Raw genomic sequence first — 22,460 nt, 5'->3', positions numbered from 1 at the left:
TACAAAACAATTACAATAAAGGAAAACGGAGAGAGAACTCCGGAAGAAAAAAAATTTTACAGGAGAGGATCAGACATGAGCGGAATCAATGAAAAGCTGGAGGCAAGGCCGATGGCCAGAAAAGAAAGCATTATTCAGGGGGAAAACTACAGAATCACAGTTCTGACGGAATCTCTTCTGCGTCTGGAATACAGCAGAGACGGAAGTTTTGAGGACAGGGCAACCCAGACAGTTCTCAACCGGGATTTTCCGGTGCCTGTATTCAAGGTGTCAGAGACAGAGGGGGAACTGAAAATCTTTACCAGTGCCCTGGAGCTTACCTACAACAAACAGGAATTTGCCCCAAACGGTCTTTTTATCAAAGTGACAGGCGGAAAATCCAATGAGACGAACTGGCATTATAAGGACCCTGTAAAAGATCTGGGAGGAACAGCACGCACTCTGGACGAGGCGGACGGGGCTATTCCTCTGGAAAGCGGTGTGGTGTCGAGAAACGGATTTTCCATTGTGGATGACAGCCGCAGTATGGCAGTTACAGAGGATGGATGGGTGGACTTGCGTCCGGAGGGAAGTATTGATCTCTATTTCTTCGGCTATGGCCACAGGTATCAGGAGGCAGTAAAGGACCTCTACTATCTCTGCGGCAGAACACCACTGCTGCCCCGATGGGTGTTCGGAAACTGGTGGAGCCGCTATCACAGATACACAGAGCAGGAATACAAGGAGCTGATGGAGCGTTTTGAGCGGGAGCGGATTCCCTTCTCGGTGGCCGTTGTGGATATGGACTGGCATCTGGTGGATATTGATCCGAAATACGGAAGCGGCTGGACCGGATATACCTGGAACCGTGAGTTTTTCCCGGACCCAAAAGAGTTTATGGACTGGCTTCACAGCAGAAATATGAAGATCACACTGAATGTACATCCTGCGGACGGGGTACGTGCCTATGAGGAGGCCTACGAGCGGGTGGCGAAACGTATGGGAATAGATCCAAAAAGCGGGGAGCCGGTGCCGTTTGATGTGACGGACAGGCATTTTCTGGAGGTGTACTTTGAGGAGCTGCATCATCCTCTGGAGGACGAGGGCGTTGATTTCTGGTGGCTGGACTGGCAGCAGGGAACCGTCACAAAGATTCCGGGACTGGATCCGCTTTGGATGCTGAACCATTTTCATTATCTGGACAGTGCCAGGAGAGGAAAACGGCGTCTCACCTTTTCCAGATATGCCGGAATCGGAAGCCACAGATACCCCATCGGATTTTCCGGTGATACGGTTATTTCCTGGGAGAGCCTGAGATTCCAGCCCTACTTTACCGCAACTGCCAGCAATGCAGGATATGGGTGGTGGAGCCACGACATCGGAGGCCATATGCACGGGGTTCGCGATGATGAGATGACTGCCCGATGGGTGCAGTTAGGTGTATTTTCACCGCTGAACCGCCTGCACAGCACGGATAATCCTTTCAATGGCAAGGAACCATGGAAATATAACAAGATTACGCAGAGCGTCATGGAAGAATTTCTTCGCCTGCGCCATAAATTAGTGCCGTATCTGTACACCATGAACCGTTACGCCAGCAGGGACGGCCAGCCTTTGGTGCGGCCTATGTACTGGCTGGAGCCGGAGAGGGAGGAGACTTACCATGTGCCGAATGAATATTATTTCGGAACAGAGCTGATCGCAGCACCTATCACAGATCCGGCAGATACCTGCACCTGTATGGGATGCGCGAAGGCATGGCTTCCAAAAGGCACCTGGTTTGATTTCTTTAACGGGCGCCGATATGAAGGCGGACGTCTGCTTTCTGTCTATAGATGTGTGGAGGAGATGCCGGTATTTGTCCGTGCCGGAGGCATTGTGCCCATGCAGGAGCTTCCGGAGCAGATGAATGATCTGAGTAATCCGCAGAATCTGGAAATCTGTATCTTCCCGGGAGCTGACGGCAGCTTTTCCCTCTGGGAGGATGAGGGGGATTCACCGGAGGATGCAGATGAAAACTGGGTCTGCACAGAGCTGACACAGAAAAACGGGGAGAGTTTCCTGATCTCTGCCGCGAAAGGAAATATTTCCGTGCTGCCTGAGAGAAGGACATGGACACTGTGCTTTAAAGGCGTGGAAAATGCTGCTGCAGAGGTGCTGGCAGACGGACAGGCCATGGAAGCAGTGCAGTCCTATGATGCCGATACACGAACCCTTACGGTCAGGGCAGAGGAAGTACCGGTGACAAGTGAGATTAAAGTTCGGTTTATAAAAGGGCTCATGATGGCTGAAAAGGATATGACAGGAAGTGTATATGAGATCCTGGAGCGTGCGCAGATTGCCTATGATGTAAAAGAGGCTGTGCTGAAAACTGTGGAGGAGCTGGGTGAGAGAGCAGTTCCGGCCCTTTTTGCCATGGAGCTGGAGGAACCGCTGCTGTGTGCGGTTACAGAAGTGCTGACCGCCTGCTGAGAAGAAATTTTTTAAAAAGACAGAAGAGCTGCTGTGCAGGAATTTATCCTGTACGGCAGCTCTTCTTTATATGATATATTTGTCCAGAAATCTGTCTACGGTACGGAAATACAGTTTGGGGTCAGTGGCACAGGACAGCGCATGTCCGGCACCGTCCACAACCAGCTTTTCCTTTTCGCATTTGGCCGCGTGGTACAGCTTGTTCAGCATGTAGAAGGGAACAAAGGTGTCCTTTGAGCCGTGAATGAAGAGGATGGGGCGGTTGCATTTTGCCACCTGCCGTATGGCACTGGCTTCCTTGAAGGAAAAACCGTAACGAATTCTGGAGGCCAGGGAGGACAGGTACAAAAAGGGGAAGGGCGGCAGGTGGAAATAATTGTGGATCTGCACGCTGAATTCTTCCCAGACACTGGTGTATCCGCAGTCCTCGATCACAGCCTTTACATTGGACGGAAGATTTTCGCCGGAAGTCATCATTACTGTTGCTGCGCCCATGGAAATGCCCATCAGGACTATCTGGGCCTTGGGGTCCTTTTGGCGGAGAAAGTCAATCCACTCCAGCACATCTTTTCTCTCCTGCCATCCCATACCGATGTATTTGCCTTCGCTGTCCCCGTGTCCTCTGGCATCGGGAAGAAGCACGGAATATCCTCTGTGCCAGAAGTGTCTGGCATACATGCCCAGCTCACAGCAGTTGTTGCGGTAGCCGTGGCATAGAATCACATAGCGTGTGCTTCCCGCCTGGATGGAGGGGAGAAATAGCCCGTTCAGCTTCATGCCGTCCCGGTTGATCAGAGTGACTGAGGAAGCTTCTTTCCGGATCCATTCCTTGCCTGGACGCAGGAAATCGCCCAGCGGATCAGGCTTGTCTGTATTTTTCCGCTCCGTCCGGTACATGGGAAATGTGCGGGAGAGGGCAAAACGCCTCAGAAAACTGGTGAGCACATAGGAGGCCCCTATACAGACACCTGCCCCTGCGACCGCGGCATGTTTTAAAGTTTTGGAAGATAATTTTTCCTTCATAGTATTATCAATACTCCTTTTCTCTTTCCGGCGTTTACAGTATATGAAAATCAGGAGGTGATTATTCGGTCAGGTCTGTGCATTGACTGTATAAAAAATCAAAGATTCTCCATGGCTTCCTTAACGCGCTCCAGATCGTCGCGGATGGACATGGCCTGGGGACAGACTTCCTCACATTTGCCGCATTTCTGGCAGTGGTCAGCCCGGGCATCTTCTTCCAGGTCATTAAAGTAGGCACGTTTGGCCTGTTCTTTATTTTCATACATGGACAAATCATTCCAGATGCGGAAATTCTGGGGGATGTTCACGCCAAAGGGACATGGCATACAGTATGCACATCCGGTACAGCCGTTTTTGGTGCGCTGTTTGATAGCAGTGGCAACATCAGCTACGATTTCCTTTTCCTGCAGGGAAAGCGGCGTAAAGTTCTCAAATGTGCTCAGGTTGTCCTCCACCTGTTCCATAGTGGTCATACCGCTTAAAACTACTTTTACATTGGGTTTGCTTGCCACCCAGCGAAGCGCCCAGGAGGAAATGCTGGCATTTGGTTTGTAATCCTTGAATGGTTCTGTGACGGAATCCGGCAGAGTGGCGAGAGAGCCGCCCTTGACAGGCTCCATGATCACCAGAGGGATACCCAGCTCCTGTGTCAGCTCGTAGCCTTTGTCACCGGCCTGTATGTCTGTGTCCACGTAGTTGTACTGGATCTGACAGAAGTCCCATTTGCGGTAAGTGGCTATGGTTTTAAAGGTTTCAAAATCATCGTGGAAGGAGAAGCCGAAAAACTTGATCTTTCCTTCTTTTTTCAGCTCTTCCATATAAGGGATGATACCCAGATTCAGGACATTCTGCCATTTTTCTTTGTCCAGGCAGTGAAGCAGGTAGAAGTCCACATAATCCACATCCAGACGGTCAAGCTGTTCCTGGAAAATACGTTTTGCGTCATCCAGGGTTTTTACATTCCATACGGGCAGTTTGGTTGCCAGATAGAAGCTTTTGCGGTCGTATTTTTTCAGGACTTTTCCTACAAAGGGTTCGCTGTCGCCGTTGTGGTATGGATAGGCTGTGTCTATGTAGGTGACTCCGGCCTTAAGTGCGCGGTCCAGCATTCTCTCAGCTTCCGCCTCGTCGATATTTCCGTCAGGTGTCTGCGGAAAGCGCATGCAGCCAAAGCCCAGAAGGGACGGAGATACGCCCAGATTTTCAAATTTACGGTATTCCATAGTGTAAAACCTCCTCGTTTCAGTCAAAATGGTTTCATTAGTAGCTGATATCTATTTTATCATTCTATGCAGGGGAATGACAAGAGATTTCCTGAATTATTAGGGGTTTTTCGTGGAAATGTGTGAAAAAATAAAGTATACTGAACTTAATGGCCAGAATGCGCAGGAATGTCCCAAAAAGGAGGGGCAGCCCAGGCACGTACCGCCTGGGAAAGCGCATGGAAGAACAGGAATTACGGGAGAAAAGGAGAGAAATTATGCAGGAATTTATTTATTACGCACCTACAGAAGTAGTGTTTGGAAAAGACGCGGAGAAGAAAACAGCAGAGGAAGTAAAAAAATGGGGCGGGAACAGGGTACTCCTTGTCTATGGCGGAGGCAGTGTGAAAAGAAGCGGGCTGCTTGACAGGATCGAAGCGGAACTTGAGAGGGCGGGGATCGCCTTCAAAGAGTGGGGCGGGGTGAAACCAAACCCGCGGCTGTCCTTTGCACAGGCAGGTGTGGAGGCTGCGGTTTCCTTTGGAGCAGACTTTATTCTGGCTGTGGGCGGGGGAAGCTCCATTGACACGGCAAAAGGGATCGCACACGGGACGGCGAATCCGGGAACTGCGCTCTGGGATATCTGGACACAGAAAGTGCCTCTGACAAAGAGCCTTCCTGTGGGAGTGGTTCTGACCATTGCGGCAGCGGGAAGTGAGATGAGTGATTCCGCGGTGCTGACAAATGAGGCCATTGGAAGGAAGCAGGGACTGAGCACGGATTTTAACCGGGTGAAATTTGCCATTATGAATCCGGAGCTTACCTACACGCTGCCAAAATATCAGGTGACATGCGGAATCGTGGATATTATGATGCATACCCTGGACCGGTATTTTACCCATACAAAGGGAAATCAGATGACAGACGAGATTGCGGAGGCGCTGTTGCGGACTGTCATTGAAAACGGGAGAAAGGCGTGGAAGGACCAGACGGATTACGAGGCCATGAGTGAGCTGATGTGGTGCAGCAGTCTGTCCCATAATGGAATTACGGGGCTTGGAGCGGAAAAAGATTTTGCACCCCATAAGATCGGACATGAGCTCAGCGCAAAATACGATGTGGCACACGGAGCTAGCCTGTCTGCTGTCTGGGAGTCCTGGGCACTGTATGTGTATATGGAGGAGCCGGGGCGGTTTGCGCAGTATGGAAGAAAGGTGTGGGGTGTGCAGGCGGAAGATGATGTGGCTGCTGCGAGAGAAGGGATAAGAAAAACGGTGGAATATTTCAGGGAACTGGGAATGCCGGTTTGTTTGGGAAAACTGGAGGCCGGGGTGCTGACGGAAGAAGAACTGGTGGATATGGCTGAGAGGGCAACGGGGAAGGATACGTTTACGGTGGCGAAGTTTAGGGAGCTGCATCAGAGGGATGTGTATGAAATATTGAAAGGGGCAAATCATTTGTGAGTTGAAAATGCGGACGGGCCGGGAGAAAAAACTTTTGAATACATAGTTGACATATGCTAATAACATGAGTATAATAAGCATATGTTAATAATGAATGCATGAGAAGTGAGAGGCTGCGGGAGGTGGAGAGATGCCGAGGCCGAGTAAGGAAAAGAGGATATGCAGGCTGCCGGGGTGCGGTTTTTTTGTGCCGGGTGAGGGCGGTCAGCCTACGCATCGGATACGGATGACAGTCGAGGAGTATGAGACGATTCGGCTGATTGATTATATGGGATATACCCAGGAAGAGTGTGCGGTGCAGATGGAAGTGGGAAGAGCCACTGTCCAGGCGGTCTATACGGAAGCCAGGAAGAAGCTGGCGCGTTTTCTGGTGGAGGCGTCATCTCTGGAAATCAGCGGCGGGAGCTACAGAATCTGCGGGCAGAGAGAACACCGGCAGAATGCGTGCGTTCAATCATTCAGGAGAGGAGATTCAAACATGAAGATTGCAGTGACATATGACAATGGAGAGGTATTTCAGCATTTTGGACACACAGAACAGTTCAAGGTATATGAGGTGGAGGACGGTAAGATCGTATCCTCTGAAGTGATAGATACCAATGGCAGCGGACATGGTGCCCTGGCCGGATTTCTGAATCAGTGCGGTGCTCAGGTGCTGATCTGCGGAGGTATCGGCGGCGGTGCAAGGAATGCGCTGGCAGAGGCAGGGATCCAGCTTTATCCCGGAGCATGCGGAGATGCGGATGCCCAGGTGGAGGCATTTCTGGCAGGAAGCCTGAATTATGATCCGGATACAGTCTGTGCACATCATGAGCATGAGCACGGAAGCGGCAGCTGCGGTGAGCATTCCCATGAGTGCGGCCATCACTGCGGAAATTAATTTTATACTCAAAGTCAGGAAAAAGGCATCGGCAGGTGAAGGTTCATCTGCGGATGCCTATTTTCATGGAATGAAATGCGGTGCTTTAATCTTCCAGATTGCTTTTTATTTCCCCGCACGCTATTTTGCTGCCGGAATCCCCTGAGGGCTGGGTTTTGAAGTCGTCAGGGTTTTCGTGGATCACAACCGTCCGGCCAATGATTTCCTCCGGGACGAACCGGTTGGTATAAAACATGGAAAGGGCATAGCCGTCATTTTCAAAGAGCGGAGGCAGATCTCCGGCGTGTTCCGGGTGCGGACAATCCTTTGGATTTAAATGGCTGCCGGTCAGTGGGAAATCCCCTTCTGCATTTTCTTCGCAGGAAGAACCTTCATGAATGTGAAAGGCGAAGATTTTTTCCCGGCAGGCAGCTTCCGATGTGGGAAGTCCGGCAACATCAGCAAGGACAACCGTACCTCCCCACAGCGGGAAAAAGTATACGAAACCTTTGATATGAGGATATTTTTTTCCACCGTAAACAAAGGCGTAAGCTTCCGGTGCAGTGGTGATCACCTTTTGCATGGCTTCCAATAATTCCCGGCGCATGAATGTCATTTGCTGCAGCCTGAATCGCAGCTGCATTTGGCAGGCATGTCAAAGCTGGGATTGAATGCATAGAAGTTTTTGAAATCCAGTTCTTCCTGAACGGAACGGAGGGTTTCACCGAAACGCTGGAAATGCACAACTTCTCTTTCACGCAGGAAACGGATGGGGTCCACAACATCCGGATCTCTGATGACACGCAGAATGTTGTCATAAGTGGTGCGCGCTTTCTGTTCTGCTGCCATATCCTCAAACAAATCCGTGATAGGATCACCCTTTGACTGGAACTCACAGGCGTTAAAGGGGACACCCCCGGCAGCCTGAGGCCAGATGCCTACTGTATGGTCAATATAGTAGGGACCGAGGCCGGATTTCTCGATTTCTTCCATGGAAAGGTTGCGTGTAAGCTGGTGTACAATGGTGGCTACCATTTCCATGTGTGCCAGTTCGTTGGTATATTGAGGTTATCAATGATATTACTATTGGATTTTGGGGTAGATATCCAGGGTAAAGGTGATTTCATCCCCGCGCTTAAAGTCATTTTTGTTATCTTTAAAGTAGTCAACTCTTTCGAGTAGCTCTTTCAGCACGGAGTTCCGGGTAGGTGCGTCCCAGTCCCAGTAATTGGATAAGAGGTGTTCGCATTTTGGGATAAAATTAAATTTTTGTTCCAGGAGTTCCCGGTCATGTGCCAGATCTGCGGCAATACGCTCGATGGCAGCAGCGCAGTCATCTATCTGCTTTGCCGTAGCGCCTGATCGCTCCAGGAAAACCTCTGTGGTGTATATACCTTGTTCCAGTAGTTCATACTGCCTGTTCTTCTGGGTGTTAAGATTCTCCAGCTCGGCGCGCTTATCCAAAAGGATTTTTTCCTTTGCAGCTATGATGTCTACTCCGTTGGTATCATTTAGTGTGTCATTGATTTTGTAACTCTGTACCAGATCTGCAAGGCCGGCAATGAGGGCTTTTTCTACCAGACTCAGCCGGCTGCTCACATTATTACATCCAGTGTAAGAGCATAGGAGCGTGTCTTCCTGTTTCCGACTGTTATACGGCCGCCTGACCATGTTATGACCGCATTTCCCGCATTTTATTATACCGGACAGAGGATTCTTTACGGTGTTTGATGCGCCTATCGGTCTGGGTGGATTCATGCTCCGGTAATACTGGGCAAGATCATAGATCTCCTGCGATATGATTGCCTCGTGGAGACCGTCTGTTAATATGTAATCATCGCAACGCGGACGGGATTTTACCACATTTCCATTCTCAATCTTATTCATGCCCTTCCTTCTGTTCCACCTTATTTTTCCGGTATAGACCGGATTTTCCAGTATATTTGCTACTGTGGCGGTTGACCATGATTTTCCGGATAGAGATGGGACGCCCATATCAATCAGCTTACGGGTTATCTTGCACATGCCGATGCGCTCGCCATCTATCCCGTATGTATACCAGTTATAAATCAGTTTTACAATTTCTGCCTGCTCAGGGATAGGCTCGAGAGAGTAACCTTTTGTGTGTTCCAGTTTCACCCTGCGGTATCCGTACGGAGGCTTGTTACCGCAATATTTGCCCTCCTGTACAGACGATACCCGGCCTGCATTGAGGCGGCGCTTTATGGTCTTATACTCCCTTCTGGACATAAATAGCCCGAACTCAAAATATTCCTCGTCAAACTCATTGTTCGGGTCATATGTTTTTGTGGGGGTTATGATCTTGGTATCAGAATACTGGAACGCCCTGGCAACAACACCCTGATCTATGGAATCACCACGGGCCAGACGCTCCACCTCCACAACAAGAACACCGTCCCACATACCAGATTCCACTTCCTGCAGGAGGCGCTGCATCACGGGCCGGGCAGATATTGTTTCACCAGATACTACTTCCCGGTAAATGGCTCCAATGTGGCAGCCGCGGCGTTTGGCAAGGTCAAGCAGGATTCTTTCATGCCGGGCCAGGGTTTCCTCCTCGCCGCGTGCTTCGGCTTCCCGGTCTGCACGGGACTTTCTTAAATAGATACAGTCTCTTTCAAGTGTGTTCATTGTATCACCTCTCTGTAAAATATGTAAAAATAGGTACAAAAACCTGCTAACAAAAATCAACAGGTAAATTTATAAGTTCACATCTATACAAGTGTTAAAATAGACAAACTTTAACTAGACCACTATTTCTACTGGCATCAGAAATAAATATGTTTGTCGTTTGGAAATTATGTATAGACTTCAGTTACTCTAGCATAATAAATTCTTAAAAACTTATTTAATGCTGCCATTTTTGCGACCTTTGGCGCCTTACCTTCCGATTCCTTTTTCATCATGAATAGGTATACTGCGTCTTCAGGTGGTTTAAAAGATTTCAGGCATTGCATGATTTCATATCCTATTTTTCTTAATGTAGCAGATCCTCGTTTTGTTATATGACGGTTACTTCCGGTAAACTGACCTGATTGATATGGAGGAGCATCAATTCCAGCATAAGCAATCAAAGCCTTTCGGCTATAAAACCGTCGTACATCCCCGATTTCGGCTATCAAGCGAGGAGCAATAACATCTCCTACACCGTTCATAGCGCGCACTACTGGATACTCAGGCAAGTCTCTTGCTAATTCCTGCATTTGTGTTAGAATTGTTCTGAGAGTGTTTTCTATCTCTTTTAAAACTCTTGCCGCTTCTACTACTAACATTTTGGTCGATGGAGAAGTAGAACGCAACGTGGGAACACCATTTTTAGCTAAGGCATAAATCTTTAAGGCTTTAGATTCACTTTGATGGTATCCTCTTTTTTTCGCCCATGAAATATAACTTTTTACAAACTGGCTTTCTGTTTTTTTAGTAATGTTGTCATAATGCCAATAATACTCCATGAAATCGGCAACCTTATTTTTTCCGTTACAATCGCTGTAGCCTTTTAGAAGGGTTCGTATACCCGGCATTGTGTAATCCATCATATTTGACAATACCTGAATACTTTCTATTTTCATTCTCATGTAATGTGCATACTGACGACCAAGTAGCCGCAGTGTCTGATAAACTTCAGAATCAGGAGTATAATCAACTAAATGAAACCAATGGTCAATTCCATAGTTGGCAATCATCTTGGCGTCTAATTGATCTGTCTTCGCCTTTCTTAGTCCCTTGCACCTGTATTCTTTCATAACCAGAGGATTAATTACAGATACGAAGAGTCCTTGATCCTTTAAATATGACAGAATCGGCATGTGGTAGGCACCGGTTGCTTCCATTACAACTTTTGTTTCGCCGTCAAGTCTCAGAAGCATTTTGGATAATTCCAATAATGAGTTGTCCGTATGTTCAACATCGAATGGTGAACTGACAATCTCCCCATATGGCTTTAAAATACATATCGTACTCTTTCCCTTAGAAACATCAATCCCAACACTTATCATATGTGACCTCCTCAATGAATTTTGTAATTGTTTCCACCAACACTTATTACCATTCATTTTGGTTCGTTACACGAAAGCTCCAAGAGTCTCAACCTGCCTAACCGAATGCATATAATAAGGGGATGGCAGACAGTTTTTGTAACGGATGCGATAACCCAAATAACACCCCGTCTGGCCAATTACACCCTTATTATACAGAATAAGTGCAACTGCGTGACCAATATTTGTATCGGTACAACAATTACACTTTTATAGTACCAAATAACAGCCAGCGAACTTTTGTTCCGCTTGCATGGCTGCTCCGAAGATGATACAATGTATTTGCGATGACATATCTCTTCGGAGGTATATGCCGTCCTGGTGCTGGTAACACCGGGGCGGTTTTTTGTAGCTTAATTTTTGGGGTTACGATTAAAACTGGTACTGTTCTGGATAGGCATAAACTTTATAATCTGCTATAGATGCCTTTGTTATATCATCTGGTAAACTCATGGGCTCTAATTCAAATCCTATTTCTTCATCGGATTGAATAGGATTCATAAGTATGGTCCAAAGCTGCCCTATGGGCTGCCCATTTCCATCAAAAAGAATAGCAACAACATTTATATTGCTCTGCTCCGTGCCTGTAGTATTTTTGATTTTACCGTGTAGATCAATACCACCCATTTCTTTATCGTATATTTCGGTGGCACTTACCTCTAAACGGACAATTTGATTTTTTGATGATTGAGCACTGATATGCGGAGTAATAGATATCCCTTCTGTAGGAGTACCAGCGTCCATCATAGCCTCTTCATAATAATAGCCTTTTTCACCGGGTGCTAATATTTGCGGATATGGAGTAAATGTATTACTTGTTGTGTGGATAATAGTACCATCCTCAGACACAAGTTCGTAGGAGCTGCGGTCTAAGTACAAATCGTTATTTCCGGTATTTGCCACCTCGACGATTGCCTGAGACCATATATTTCCAATAATATCCTGGTGGAATGAAATGTTTTGGTATGTAACCTCGTATGATGCTTCAGACTGTTGGCTTTGAGAGTCAGGCGTCTCATTACCGGCTGTTTCGGCCTGTGGTTCTTCTTCTGATACTGGATTTTCAGGAATATCTTTTGAGACTTGTGAAAGTTCCATTGTGCTGGTAGTCCCCATGACCGAAACTTCATAGCTTATCTTCTTATTTTCATATGTAAAACTTTTCGTGTCATCCTGCGATGCTAATAATGCTGAATCTGTTTTTTCTTTATCTCTTTCTGACGTCCAAGTATATTTGTCTATTGAATCAGTGGGAGCATCATATGATCCAATCCAATAAATTGATTTTGTTTTACCTCCATCTGATACCCAGTTTACTTCAATAGTGTTTTCTGTAATTATTGCCTCCTGATAAGACCCATCATTTTCTTCTGAGGCCCAAGTACCAGTCAAATCAGTAGGCTCTTTTACTTCCTCCTTTGCTGTCGTGTCATTAGACTTTGGTTCGCTTGCATTATTTCCGCAGCTTGTAGCAAATGCACATAAAAGAGCTGTTAGAAATAGTGTTACAATCTTTTTATTCATAAAATATCCCCCTTTTATAATTCATTAAAACGCCGAAGCGAATCTGTTGGTGTTTTAAAATCTGTGCTTTCCGCAGCTACATATGGAAGAACTGTTTGGGTTTAATCTGCCGCATTTGGTACATAGCCACCCTTCCTCATCCATTGTGCTCGACTTTGTTCCACTTAACAGGGAAGCTGAACTATTGGAGCCAACGCTCTTAACTGAACGACTTTCTGGTGTAGCATCTGTTTGCTCTAATTGTTTCATGATATACTCCTGATTATCCATTATTTCTGAAATAGAATAAAGAACAACAAAGAACACATAAGAAACTATAACGCCTATTAAAAAAATGAAAATGGTAGTAGTCCAGTTACGTTCTCCTGTATATGCATTCAATCCACCACTTTTTGCCAGGATAAAACTTCCCAGAATACCTAAAATTAGTTCCACAATTGCTATGATCTTACATTGGCTCTTCATAGATGAGACCCCCTTATAATAATATATTAAAATGCCGAAGCAAATTAATCCACATCACCAAAGCTCAGATCGGCCATTGCATCACGCAGACCTTCCAGCACCTCGTGCTGCTCTATGTACTCTATCCACTTATAAGGGATACCTGATTTTATTTCTCGTTTCAGGTTGTCATAGAGTGGCTGCATGGCTTTGGTCCACATCTCACGGACCGCTTTTTGTACCTTGGCTTCTTTCCAACGGCTTTTAGCTGGCCTTTTCTGATTTTTAGTTTCTTGAAATTCCGTGGCCTTTTCCATAAAGACCATGTATCCATCAAAGTTTTCTTCCAGGTAATTTAAAAATTCTTTATATGTCATATATTCGTCCTCCCTTTCAACTATTAACCAGATAATATATGTTATCAAATTTAACGGACGTTACCATACCGTCATCATTCAAATGTATCCTCGAAGAATTTGGGTATAGGTAAGCCAAAAGCTTTGCCTCATACTTATCCGTGCTCCAGAAAGAGCGGTATTTTGTCCGCATTATTATATGGTTGGCAGCAGCTATTGAAATGCCAAAATAACTACTGATGGACGGGGCACTGTGGAAATTTTGGTACTTTATCAGTGCTTCAGGTGCTAAAAGGTTGGCAGCAAAGGCATCCGCTTCCGATTCATTTTCTCTGCTTTCATTTTCATGCCCCAATAAAAAGTGACCTAATTCATGCATTAATGAAAAGCGGATACGCTGTATACATAGTTTATCATTATAAAACACGGCCTTTAAAATTTTATCCGAAAATGCATCATCTGACAAATCCCGGCACAAGGTATATAACTCGGGACATCGGTATTTTGCTTGTTCGTATGTAAATACTTTAAACCCATAGTGCTTCAGGACTACGATGCAATCAAAGGGGAAGTCTTTAATTCCGCACTCTGTACAGACCTCCCAGACCTTTTGATGTAGTTTTTCAGGATTCATTTTGTCCTCCAGAATTATTCAATTATTTCGGACAAAAGTTGTATCAGGCGTAATTTCTGTTCTTTTGACATTTGTTTACCATTTCTGGCAATGAGGCGTTCAACATCATCATATGACGGTTCATGTTTTTGCTTTTCACCAGTAGCCATTTCTTCAAGCTCTTCAATTGTGATACCAAGATGCTGACATATTTGTATAACATTATCAACGCTTGCGCGTCCAACACCTTTTTTTAAAATACCATATAACGTAGTATATGGTATCCCACATTTTTCAGCAAATGCTTTTAAACTATATCCCTGTTCTTTAATTAATTGTTCAAGTATTTTGGCTTTTTCCATGCGTCATCACCTCATTTCCGTATATTTACATTATATACGAAAAATAATATTTTGTAAATATAAAATATTCGTTAAACCGAATAAATTCGTAATTCAGTATGTTTTTAGTTGACAAAATACCGAATTAAGAATATAATCCAATTATAAAATTCGGAATTACGAATTACAGGGAGGTGATAATTTATGTATTTTCATTTACTTGAGTTAATGAAAACGGAAAAAGTGACTTTCGCACAAATGGGAGAGTTACTGGAGTGTAGGTACCAAACCGTAAGTGACATAGTCAATGGGGTAACTAAAAAAGGTTTTTACTTTGATGATGCGTGCAAAATCCATAAGGTATTTTTTCCGAAATACGATATGGAATATCTGTTTAAACGCCAATGATACAAACTTATGTTCGATAAAATAAATATAGCATGAACATACGTTTGTGTCAATGAGAAATGAGGAGGTGAGAAGATGAAAAAGGTAGACGAAACAATCGAAGATATCTGTGATTGGATACAAAAAGAGTTAGATAATGATGTAAACAATGATATGGTAGCGAACATGGTTAGAGCCCTGGCAGAACTGGTGTCCGCCAGGTCCCTATGACATTACTCGTTTTTGTCTGATTTACCGACCGTGTTAACGATGGTATCAAAAAAGACGGTTATACTCTTTGCAGTCTCCACTGAATCTTCATACTTATAGAATAAGTTGTTTTGGATGGCGAGTTCCGTGAGAGATTTTGCAAGCTGGTACTTTGTCGTATCATTTAAATTCATGGGCATTCTCCTTTCTGATGTACTCGGCCTGGCGGGGCCTGTAACTTAGATTATAGGAGATATGGAAGAAAATGTAAATGAAGAAAGGTTGTTAAAGACATGTGGGTCATATTTTTGTTATCTGCTGCAACATTTGGGCTGGCGGCATTATTAATCTTGTTTATAGGCCACAAAATATACATACGGATGCAAAGAGACAAAGAAGTATTCGATGTAGAGAAAAAGGCTTATGAAAAAATAAAAAAAGAGATTCAGGAGGAATCAGAATGAAAAAAGTGATTGTAGGAATTATTATCGCGGCGGCATTGATTGGTGGAGGATACACGGTCATGTCCATGACACACGTAGGACAGGGCGAAATAGGAGTTGTCTACTCCATGAAAGGCGGCGTAAAGGACAAGACACTGGGACCGGGTTTTCATTTTGTCGGCCCAACCGATAAGGTGAAAGATTATCCGGTGTCACAGCAGCAGCTTGTACTCAGTAATAATCCGTCGGATTATGGCGAGAAGGAACATGCTGACTGGCATGTGGATGCCCCTGCAGATGGAGGAATGGTCAAACTTAACATGACCATGAACTACAATTTCATTCCCGACAGGGTGACGGGGCTGTATGAAAAATTTAATGGCATGGACGGGGACGCCATTGTGGACAGTATGGTACAGAACTCCATCATCGCCTACATAAAAGAAGTCACGCCTCAATTTTCCGTTATGGACATATACAGCACAAAACGTTCAGAGGTGAGCAAGGCGATTACAGAATACCTGAATGAGAAACTGGAACCAGAATACGGAATCAACGTTGCATCGGCTCTTATCATTGATGTGCAGTTAGATGATGCACTGAAAGAAAAGGTCCAGGCAAAGGAACAGGCAAAGCAGGATGCTGAAAAAGCAGAGCTGGATAAGCAGACCGCAATAGCGCAGGCAGAGACAGATAAGGTGAGAGCAGAATCAGCCGCTGCGGTTGAAATTGAAAAAGCCCGTGGCGAAGCAGAAGCGAATAGACTTAAATCAGAAAGTATTACGCCGGAACTTATACAGATGATGGAGATGGAAGCCCGTAAGGAGCATGGATGGGTCACTGTTCAAGGGGCAGATACTGTAATCAAAGAGGAGTAGTATACGGGGCTTGTCCCCGTGATAGGTCCTCAAAGAACAGGTACAAGCGGCATTACATACCATACTATCAAGGGAGGTGGTTGTTTGGCATTGATAAAAACAATTAAATATGGTTCCGGAGAGATTCGGATACATGATGACTACTCAAAAGACAAAACAGCCGAAGAGACGCAGCATATTGTTGATGAGGTATCAAGGCTGGTAATAGATTTTTACAGAAGAGAAGCCGCCGGATAAGGCGGGAGAGGAGGGACAAGCCCATGCATTACACCACAATAAAAGACGCAGCCATATGCACTGCTCTTGCCGCCCTGACCGGATGGTGGCAGCCACGGGACGCACCGCAGGCAGTTATGTGCTACATAGTTATATTTATCCTGCTGGTGGTGGCCTTTGAGGTCGCCAGAGATTGGACAGAAAGGAGAAAACACTATGACGTTTAGAGAAAAGTTACAAGCAGAACATCCTGACCAAATGGAGGCTTACTGGCTGCATCATTGCCCAGACAGCTTTGGTTATGAGGATTATTCGGATTGTGCGGATTTTGCTTGTGATGAATGTAAAGCGTGTTGGGACCGGGAAATGCCGGAGAAGGGAAAATCATGAAAAAGACAACAAGAGAATGTATTGACAGTATGTTAAAGGACACGTGGGACAATGATTTAGAGGATGCTGACAGCCGCCTGAAATATGCTCTTGCTTACCTGACAGGTGATGAAGACATCAAAGAATTGTACGAACTCATTAAAACTGGAAAAGCCCCTGGCGCCGGGAAGCATTCAGGGACTTGAAAATATCAATTCATCCTCATTATAGGATGAGAACGGAGGAAAGTCAAGATGAATAAAAAAGCAATTGAGATTATGGCAGGCAGCACAGTTTTAGTGGAATACGGTGTACCAGATAATTACGTCCCATTTAAGGTGAGGGCAGTATATGCGACTGAATCTAAGGTTGTGCTCACTGCAGAATCAAAAGTAGGGAATGAGACCTTTGTGCTCCGCCCGGAGGAAGAGATGCTGGTGCTGCCAGAAGCATGAAAAAGATGATATCCACAGACAGGAGGAATCGTAATGGATTACATGACAAATGCAAATGATTTTACACAGGTACAGCCTCAAACCCGAAATACTCAAACCGAGATGATGATAAGCCGTCAGGCACAGGAGGTACAGGCTGCTATGGTAATCGCCAAGAAGTTTCCCCGGGATGAGGTTGAGAGCTTCAACCGGATATTGAGAGCCTGCCAGCGTAAAGGACTGGCCGAGGGAGCTATGTATGAGTATCCCAGGGGCGGCACAAAGGTCACTGGCCCTTCCATCCGGCTTGCAGAGGCTATGGCCCAGAACTGGGGAAACATTGATTTCGGCATACTGGAGCTGGAACAGAAGAGTGGTGAGAGCCAGGTGATGGCCTACGCCTGGGACCTGGAGACGAACACCAGGCAGACGAAAGTATTCAGCGTGCCACATATGAGAGGAACTAAAAGAGGCAACGTTCCGCTTACTGACCCTCGTGACATCTATGAAATGGTCGCCAACCAGGGAGCCAGAAGACTGAGGGCCTGCATCCTGGGTGTCATTCCCGGTGATGTGGTGGACGCGGCAGTGGAGGAATGCCATAAAACCCTTGTGAGTGGAAACAAGGAACCGCTCATTGACAGAGTACGTAAAGGTATCAAATTGTTCGAGGATAAGTTCTCAGTCACTAAAGAGATGATAGAGAAATACATAGGCTGTAAGACAGAAGCATTCAGTGAGAACGATATGCTCCGCTTAAATAATGTATACCGTTCCCTCCGTGATGGAATGGCGAAGCGTGAAGATTATTTCGAGATCACACCACCTGTTGATGAAAAAGATGTTCAGAATCCCTTTGAAGGGAAGACACAGGAAAAGAAGAAAAAATCGGAGAAGGGGTCACAGGAAGAAAACAGTGAAGGAGCGGTGACAGATGGAGCAGAGGAAGCTGACAGCGGACAATTATTACTCCCCGGAACAGAACAGTAGATTCTTTTCGGTATCGCAGTACAAAGATTTTATGAAGTGCGAGGCTGCAGCAATGGCAAAGATCAGAGGCGCCTACAAACAGCCGGTCACAAAAGCACTCCTGGTAGGCTCTTTCGTAGATTCTTATTTCGAGGGGACACTGGATGCGTTTATCCGGGATAATCCTGCGGTATTTACTCGTAAAAATGAACTTCGCAGCGAGTTCCGCAAGGCTAATGAGATTATTTTCAGGATTAAGTCAGACTCCCTCTTTATGAGGTTCATGAGCGGTGAAAAACAACGGATAATGACATTTGAGCTGTTTGGAACCCCGTGGAAAATGAAGATGGACAGCTATCTGGAGGAGATATGTATCACAGATCTGAAAGTGGTTGCAAATTTCCGTACTATGCCATTCTGGCGGTACGACCTGCAGGGAGCTCTGTACCAGAAAGGTGTGGAGATTGTAACGGGTCAGATATTGCCGTTTTATTTAGCGGTGGCTACGAAAGAGCGGGTACCTGATCTGGATATATTCCAGATGCCTCAATCCACACTGGATCTGGCGCTGAAAGAGATGGAAGAGAACATGCCCCGTTTCCTGGCTGTTAAAGCAGGTATGGAGCCGCCCAGATATTGTGGTAAGTGCGATTACTGTAAGAGCATAAAGGCTGCCAGGATACGAAATTACAATGAATTGTTGGAGGATAGAGAATGAAACTGATAAAGATTTTAAGTGACCGGATACAGATAAAGACGGACGAGTTTGAGTTTTCTGACGTCCGTATTAACGACCTGATATCTGTCTCTGACGGGAAAGTAACCCTTGTGACCACGGTCACATCCCTGACAGATACCGATGCATCCCCGGGACTGGGGGATGATGACTATATCGTGCAGTCAGAAAGTGTTAAGGTGATCGAGTGCTCCATTATCGGCAGTTTGAAAAATGGAAGGTTTAATAAAGCGATAGACGAGTACCCGGTTACGGATATTAAGGCAGAAGGCATCACCCCGAAACAGTTCGTCGCTATGATAGGTGGCAAGAAGTCTGGCTTCCAGATTGGGAATTATTGTGCCTATGATTGCCCGGCAATGGTGGATGGAAATAAATTTTACCAGCGGCACGCCTGCATTGTAGGAAATACTGGATCCGGTAAATCAGAGACAGTGGCCAGGATACTGGAAGAGACAGCGAAGCTTCCTGGGGCAAATATTATAGTTTTTGATATCCACGGAGAGTATGGACATATTTCATACGTGGACAATATTAAATTTGGCGAAGACATAGATTTCCCAATTTGGATGTTCGGCCTACGGGACATGGCGGCGAACATTTTAAAGATAAAAGAGGATTCCGCCACAGTAGCCATGTCGGCTTTGCGTAAGAGCTACCATATGATCTGTCCGGATGGAAATGAGGGCAAGCCGGTCTGGTTTGATTACAATGCATTACTGGCAAAGATGCAAGAGTTAAATACACAGGAGGTAAATACCGGAGACGTGTACAAATCTGGTGATAAAGCCGGGATGTATAAGACTGTGAAAGGAGAGCTTAATGGCAAACTGACAGGAACTGTAAATGCTATGGAGGCCAAACTCAGTGACAAGCGGTATTCCTTCCTGTTCGCACCATATGGCCAGGAATATCTATATCAGCTCATGCAGGAGATCATGGGCGGGAACAAACCAGTCAAGAACATCGACCTGTCCGGTATCCCGCATGATGTGGCAATCCCAGTCATAGGTGCGTTGACCAAGCTCATCTATGATATCCAGAGGACCGGCAGCACATATAATCCTATCACTCTTGTCTGTGACGAGGCCCATGTGTATATCCCGGATAATTTTCAGCTTTCCGCATCAGAGCGGCGCATGGTGGAAATCTTCGAGGACATCGCAAAGGAAGGCAGGAAGTTTGGCATCACGCTTTTTGTCGCCAGCCAGAGGCCGTCTGAACTTAACAGGACCATCATGGCCCAGTGCGCGAACTTTATTGTTGGAAAGCTCAATAACGAGAATGACAAAACGATGATAAAAGGTATGCTGCCGGATGGCAATGAGAGCGTGATTGACAGTACCACAATGTTCTCACCTGGTGATGTGCTGATTGTTGGAGATGCATCCCCCATACCACTGAAAATCCATGTACAGCTTGCAAAGGAGCGCCCGCAGTCCCGGACCATAGATTTCTGGGATGAATGGAAGAAAAAAAGGTCTACGGATTATACAGAGCAGATCAAGGAGTATATGGAGATTTAATGAAGTTCCGGCTTTGTGCCTGAATAATATATCACAATTTGAAACTTTGTAAGCCATGATTTCCCCGGTTACGGCCGGGGAGAAGGGAGGGCAAATGAGTAAGCAGACAGATTCTCGTGAGATTGCGCGGGGATATTTCAACCGGATCACATCCGGTCATAAAAATACAGTGAGCAGACCAGACCTGAGCCTGCCTGGAAACGAATCTATTGACCGTCAGTTAAGGATTTTAGTGGAGGAGGCAAACCACAACGGTGACTGTATTATAAACGTCGGAAACGGCTATTACAGGCCCATACCGGGGGACCCGGTGGACGAATTGGAGTTTAAGGAATACACAAGTAAGGATGATTCCAGGGCAGGCAAGCTCTGGGACAAAATATACAGCATGAAGACAACGTTTAGTAACTGGAGGAAGGAGGGGCAGCATGGGGAAGAAAAGCAGAGAGAAAGGAGCCAGAGGGGAGCGTGAGCTTACCGGAGTGCTCCGGGGGCATGGATATGACTGCCGCAGAGGACAGCAGTTCTGCGGCGCAAATGGTGATGCTGATGTAGTCGGCCTCCCGGGGGTACATATTGAGTGCAAGAGAGTGGAGCGGCTGGATCTGTATGGAGCCGCAGAGCAGTCAAGGCGGGATGCGCGAGCAGGAGAGTTACCTGTGGTGATGCATCGTAAAAACAACTGTGACTGGCTCGTAACCATGTACCTGGATGACTGGATAGAGATGTACAGAGAGTATGAGGCAGGTGGTGGTAATGAGGGATAGCGTGGTATTTTACCGCAGTTTTTACGAGGCAGTTAAAGACCTTCCACCTGAGCAATTTAAAGCTTCTATTAAGGCAATCATGGAATACGGACTGGATGAAAAAGCGCCGGAATCCACTGGGATTGAGAAGACCATCTACTTGCTGGTAAAGCCACAAATAGATGCCAATAATCGCAGATACCAAAATGGAACCAAAGGTGGTAGGCCAAAAACCAAAGATAAACCAAGTGATAACCAAGATGTAACCGAAATTAAACCTAATCAAAACCATCCTGAAACCAAAACCGAACCTAAGGAAAAGGATAAGGAAAAGGTAAAGGATAATGTAAAGGATAAAAAAACATATACGTGTGCGTTTGAAACGCTCTGGGATGCGTACCCGAGAAAAAAAGAGAAAGCTATGGCATATAAGCAATATTTGGCAAGGCTTAATAATGGCTTTTCAGAGGACGAGCTGATGACAGCAGTTAAAAGATACGCAGAGGAGTGCCGGAAGAACAAGACCGAACAAAGATATATCAAACAGGGAGCCACATTCCTGGGCCCTAACACACCATTTGAAGATTATCTGAGAGGAGATGTAACAGTTGGGAAACCTGGAAGAAACACTGAACCGGATGAAACAGACATTGTGCGAAGGGCAATTGAGCAGGGAGCCGGAGCAGAAGGATTTGAATGGTGATACCTGCCCAATTTGCCACGGAGAAGAATGGGTGTATGAGCGTGATGAGAACGGAGTTGAGTACGCTGCGCCTTGTAAGTGCCGGGAGCGAAAGGTTATGGACAGGCGGCTGCGATTTGCTGAACTGCCTGACAGCCTTAAAACGATACGGCTCAATACATTCAGCCTGGGGAGATACATAAGCCCGGAAGCAAAGCAAATAGCTGCCGTGGCGTGTAGGGGCGTTAAATTCTATCTCGAGAATCTGGATGCTATGCTGGAAAAGGGCATGGGCATGTATCTATGGAGCGAGGAAAAGGGGTCAGGTAAAACCCGTATGGCAGCCAGTATTGCTAATGCACTCATGCTGGAACATGGTATACAGGTCAAGTTTGCCACATCACTGAACATCCTGCAGGAAATCAAGAATACCTGGGGGCAGGATGGAAATAAGCAGCAAGAAGGTTATCTTCTGGATGCGCTGCAGACCGTCAAGGTCCTTGTGATCGATGATTTCGGGACGGAGGAAGCAA

28 protein-coding genes and 1 pseudogene are annotated in these 22,460 nt (G+C 45.9%); 18 read left to right on the top strand and 11 right to left on the bottom strand.

Annotation, left to right across the window (positions count from 1 at the left end):
- Positions 1–75 precede the first annotated feature (75 nt).
- Positions 76–2,451 carry a glycoside hydrolase family 31 protein gene (locus tag WMO65_RS21865; protein ID WP_148393267.1) on the top strand — a complete coding sequence of 792 codons (2,376 nt, stop codon included), beginning with the start codon at positions 76–78 and terminating at the stop codon, positions 2,449–2,451.
- 66 nt (positions 2,452–2,517) lie between these two features.
- Here the strand turns inward: WMO65_RS21865 and WMO65_RS21860 are convergent, their stop codons facing one another.
- The gene (locus WMO65_RS21860; protein WP_033139326.1) at positions 2,518–3,474 is read right to left on the bottom strand and encodes an alpha/beta hydrolase; all 957 of its coding nucleotides are present in this window, start codon (positions 3,472–3,474) and stop codon (positions 2,518–2,520) included.
- A 98-nt stretch (positions 3,475–3,572) separates the two neighbouring features.
- On the bottom strand, positions 3,573–4,697 hold the full coding sequence (locus WMO65_RS21855; protein WP_033139327.1) for an aldo/keto reductase: 1,125 nt from the start codon (positions 4,695–4,697) through the stop codon (positions 3,573–3,575).
- A gap of 257 nt (positions 4,698–4,954) precedes the next feature.
- Between WMO65_RS21855 and WMO65_RS21850 the strand changes: the two genes are divergently transcribed.
- Together WMO65_RS21850 and WMO65_RS21845 are read left to right on the top strand one after the other, a co-directional pair.
- Positions 4,955–6,139: an iron-containing alcohol dehydrogenase gene (locus WMO65_RS21850; protein WP_148393266.1), complete on the top strand. Its 1,185-nt coding sequence runs from the start codon at positions 4,955–4,957 to the stop codon at positions 6,137–6,139.
- Positions 6,140–6,269: 130 nt separating this feature from the next.
- A complete protein-coding gene (locus tag WMO65_RS21845; RefSeq protein ID WP_033139328.1) occupies positions 6,270–7,019 on the top strand; it encodes a NifB/NifX family molybdenum-iron cluster-binding protein in 750 nt (249 codons plus the stop codon).
- An 85-nt stretch (positions 7,020–7,104) separates the two neighbouring features.
- On the opposite strand, the gene WMO65_RS21840 is transcribed toward WMO65_RS21845, so the two are convergent.
- From WMO65_RS21840 to WMO65_RS21800, 9 genes and pseudogenes are all read right to left on the bottom strand, one after another.
- Entirely contained in the window at positions 7,105–7,614 is a 510-nt protein-coding gene (locus WMO65_RS21840; RefSeq protein ID WP_103732449.1) for a superoxide dismutase family protein, read from the bottom strand.
- Positions 7,611–8,057 (bottom strand): annotated as a pseudogene (locus WMO65_RS21835) (manganese catalase family protein); the annotation flags it as partial. The pseudogene WMO65_RS21835 and the gene WMO65_RS21840, both read right to left, overlap by 4 nt.
- Before the next feature lie 24 nt (positions 8,058–8,081).
- Complete coding sequence (locus WMO65_RS21830) at positions 8,082–9,650, bottom strand: recombinase family protein (RefSeq protein WP_187370654.1); 1,569 nt, start codon at positions 9,648–9,650, stop codon at positions 8,082–8,084.
- Positions 9,651–9,817: 167 nt separating this feature from the next.
- Complete coding sequence (locus WMO65_RS21825) at positions 9,818–11,014, bottom strand: IS110 family RNA-guided transposase (protein ID WP_148394101.1); 1,197 nt, start codon at positions 11,012–11,014, stop codon at positions 9,818–9,820.
- Between the two features lie 411 nt (positions 11,015–11,425).
- Positions 11,426–12,577: an FxLYD domain-containing protein gene (locus tag WMO65_RS21820; protein WP_187370726.1), complete on the bottom strand. Its 1,152-nt coding sequence runs from the start codon at positions 12,575–12,577 to the stop codon at positions 11,426–11,428.
- A gap of 54 nt (positions 12,578–12,631) precedes the next feature.
- Positions 12,632–13,042 (bottom strand): hypothetical protein, encoded by a 411-nt coding sequence (locus WMO65_RS21815; RefSeq protein WP_148394042.1) that lies wholly within the window; start codon positions 13,040–13,042, stop codon positions 12,632–12,634.
- 44 nt (positions 13,043–13,086) lie between these two features.
- Positions 13,087–13,398, bottom strand: a complete 312-nt coding sequence (locus WMO65_RS21810; RefSeq protein ID WP_148394041.1) for a hypothetical protein — start codon at positions 13,396–13,398, stop codon at positions 13,087–13,089.
- Between the two features lie 16 nt (positions 13,399–13,414).
- On the bottom strand, positions 13,415–14,011 hold the full coding sequence (locus tag WMO65_RS21805) for an ImmA/IrrE family metallo-endopeptidase (protein ID WP_148394040.1): 597 nt from the start codon (positions 14,009–14,011) through the stop codon (positions 13,415–13,417).
- Positions 14,012–14,025: 14 nt separating this feature from the next.
- Entirely contained in the window at positions 14,026–14,352 is a 327-nt protein-coding gene (locus WMO65_RS21800; protein WP_148394039.1) for a helix-turn-helix domain-containing protein, read from the bottom strand.
- Between the two features lie 462 nt (positions 14,353–14,814).
- On the opposite strand from WMO65_RS21800, the gene WMO65_RS21795 reads away from it, so the two are divergent.
- The 15 genes from WMO65_RS21795 to WMO65_RS21725 all read left to right on the top strand — a co-directional run.
- A complete protein-coding gene (locus tag WMO65_RS21795) occupies positions 14,815–14,949 on the top strand; it encodes a hypothetical protein (RefSeq protein ID WP_255611214.1) in 135 nt (44 codons plus the stop codon).
- Positions 14,950–15,221: 272 nt separating this feature from the next.
- Positions 15,222–15,392, top strand: coding sequence for a hypothetical protein (locus WMO65_RS21790; protein WP_187370725.1), 171 nt, complete (start codon positions 15,222–15,224; stop codon positions 15,390–15,392).
- On the top strand, positions 15,389–16,249 hold the full coding sequence (locus WMO65_RS21785) for an SPFH domain-containing protein (RefSeq protein WP_148394037.1): 861 nt from the start codon (positions 15,389–15,391) through the stop codon (positions 16,247–16,249). The genes WMO65_RS21790 and WMO65_RS21785 overlap by 4 nt, the downstream gene beginning before the upstream one ends.
- 84 nt (positions 16,250–16,333) lie before the next feature.
- Positions 16,334–16,486: a hypothetical protein gene (locus tag WMO65_RS21780; RefSeq protein ID WP_187370724.1), complete on the top strand. Its 153-nt coding sequence runs from the start codon at positions 16,334–16,336 to the stop codon at positions 16,484–16,486.
- A 23-nt stretch (positions 16,487–16,509) separates the two neighbouring features.
- On the top strand, positions 16,510–16,692 hold the full coding sequence (locus tag WMO65_RS21775) for a hypothetical protein (RefSeq protein ID WP_148394036.1): 183 nt from the start codon (positions 16,510–16,512) through the stop codon (positions 16,690–16,692).
- Positions 16,682–16,855 carry a hypothetical protein gene (locus tag WMO65_RS21770; protein WP_187370723.1) on the top strand — a complete coding sequence of 58 codons (174 nt, stop codon included), beginning with the start codon at positions 16,682–16,684 and terminating at the stop codon, positions 16,853–16,855. The genes WMO65_RS21775 and WMO65_RS21770 overlap by 11 nt, the downstream gene beginning before the upstream one ends.
- Positions 16,852–17,040 (top strand): hypothetical protein, encoded by a 189-nt coding sequence (locus WMO65_RS21765; RefSeq protein WP_148394035.1) that lies wholly within the window; start codon positions 16,852–16,854, stop codon positions 17,038–17,040. The genes WMO65_RS21770 and WMO65_RS21765 overlap by 4 nt, the downstream gene beginning before the upstream one ends.
- A 48-nt stretch (positions 17,041–17,088) precedes the next feature.
- Positions 17,089–17,289, top strand: a complete 201-nt coding sequence (locus WMO65_RS21760; RefSeq protein WP_148394034.1) for a hypothetical protein — start codon at positions 17,089–17,091, stop codon at positions 17,287–17,289.
- A 33-nt stretch (positions 17,290–17,322) separates the two neighbouring features.
- Positions 17,323–18,258: a hypothetical protein gene (locus tag WMO65_RS21755; protein ID WP_243128902.1), complete on the top strand. Its 936-nt coding sequence runs from the start codon at positions 17,323–17,325 to the stop codon at positions 18,256–18,258.
- Positions 18,203–18,955 (top strand): PD-(D/E)XK nuclease-like domain-containing protein, encoded by a 753-nt coding sequence (locus WMO65_RS21750; RefSeq protein ID WP_148394033.1) that lies wholly within the window; start codon positions 18,203–18,205, stop codon positions 18,953–18,955. The genes WMO65_RS21755 and WMO65_RS21750 overlap by 56 nt, the downstream gene beginning before the upstream one ends.
- Complete coding sequence (locus WMO65_RS21745) at positions 18,952–20,499, top strand: ATP-binding protein (RefSeq protein ID WP_349064666.1); 1,548 nt, start codon at positions 18,952–18,954, stop codon at positions 20,497–20,499. The genes WMO65_RS21750 and WMO65_RS21745 overlap by 4 nt, the downstream gene beginning before the upstream one ends.
- 94 nt (positions 20,500–20,593) lie before the next feature.
- Positions 20,594–20,971: a hypothetical protein gene (locus tag WMO65_RS21740; RefSeq protein WP_148394031.1), complete on the top strand. Its 378-nt coding sequence runs from the start codon at positions 20,594–20,596 to the stop codon at positions 20,969–20,971.
- The gene (locus tag WMO65_RS21735; RefSeq protein WP_148394030.1) at positions 20,928–21,266 is read left to right on the top strand and encodes a PDDEXK family nuclease; all 339 of its coding nucleotides are present in this window, start codon (positions 20,928–20,930) and stop codon (positions 21,264–21,266) included. The genes WMO65_RS21740 and WMO65_RS21735 overlap by 44 nt, the downstream gene beginning before the upstream one ends.
- Complete coding sequence (locus WMO65_RS21730; protein WP_187370722.1) at positions 21,256–21,948, top strand: DUF6291 domain-containing protein; 693 nt, start codon at positions 21,256–21,258, stop codon at positions 21,946–21,948. The genes WMO65_RS21735 and WMO65_RS21730 overlap by 11 nt, the downstream gene beginning before the upstream one ends.
- Positions 21,854–22,460, top strand: a 607-nt coding sequence (locus WMO65_RS21725) for an ATP-binding protein (protein WP_349064665.1), incomplete at its 3' end; no start/stop codon positions are given. The genes WMO65_RS21730 and WMO65_RS21725, both read left to right, overlap by 95 nt.

This window comes from Blautia caccae (assembly GCF_040095955.1).
Lineage (GTDB): Bacteria > Bacillota > Clostridia > Lachnospirales > Lachnospiraceae > Blautia > Blautia celeris.
The sequence above is the reverse complement of the archived record's forward strand: the minus strand, read 5'-3'. Positions and strand labels throughout refer to the sequence as shown.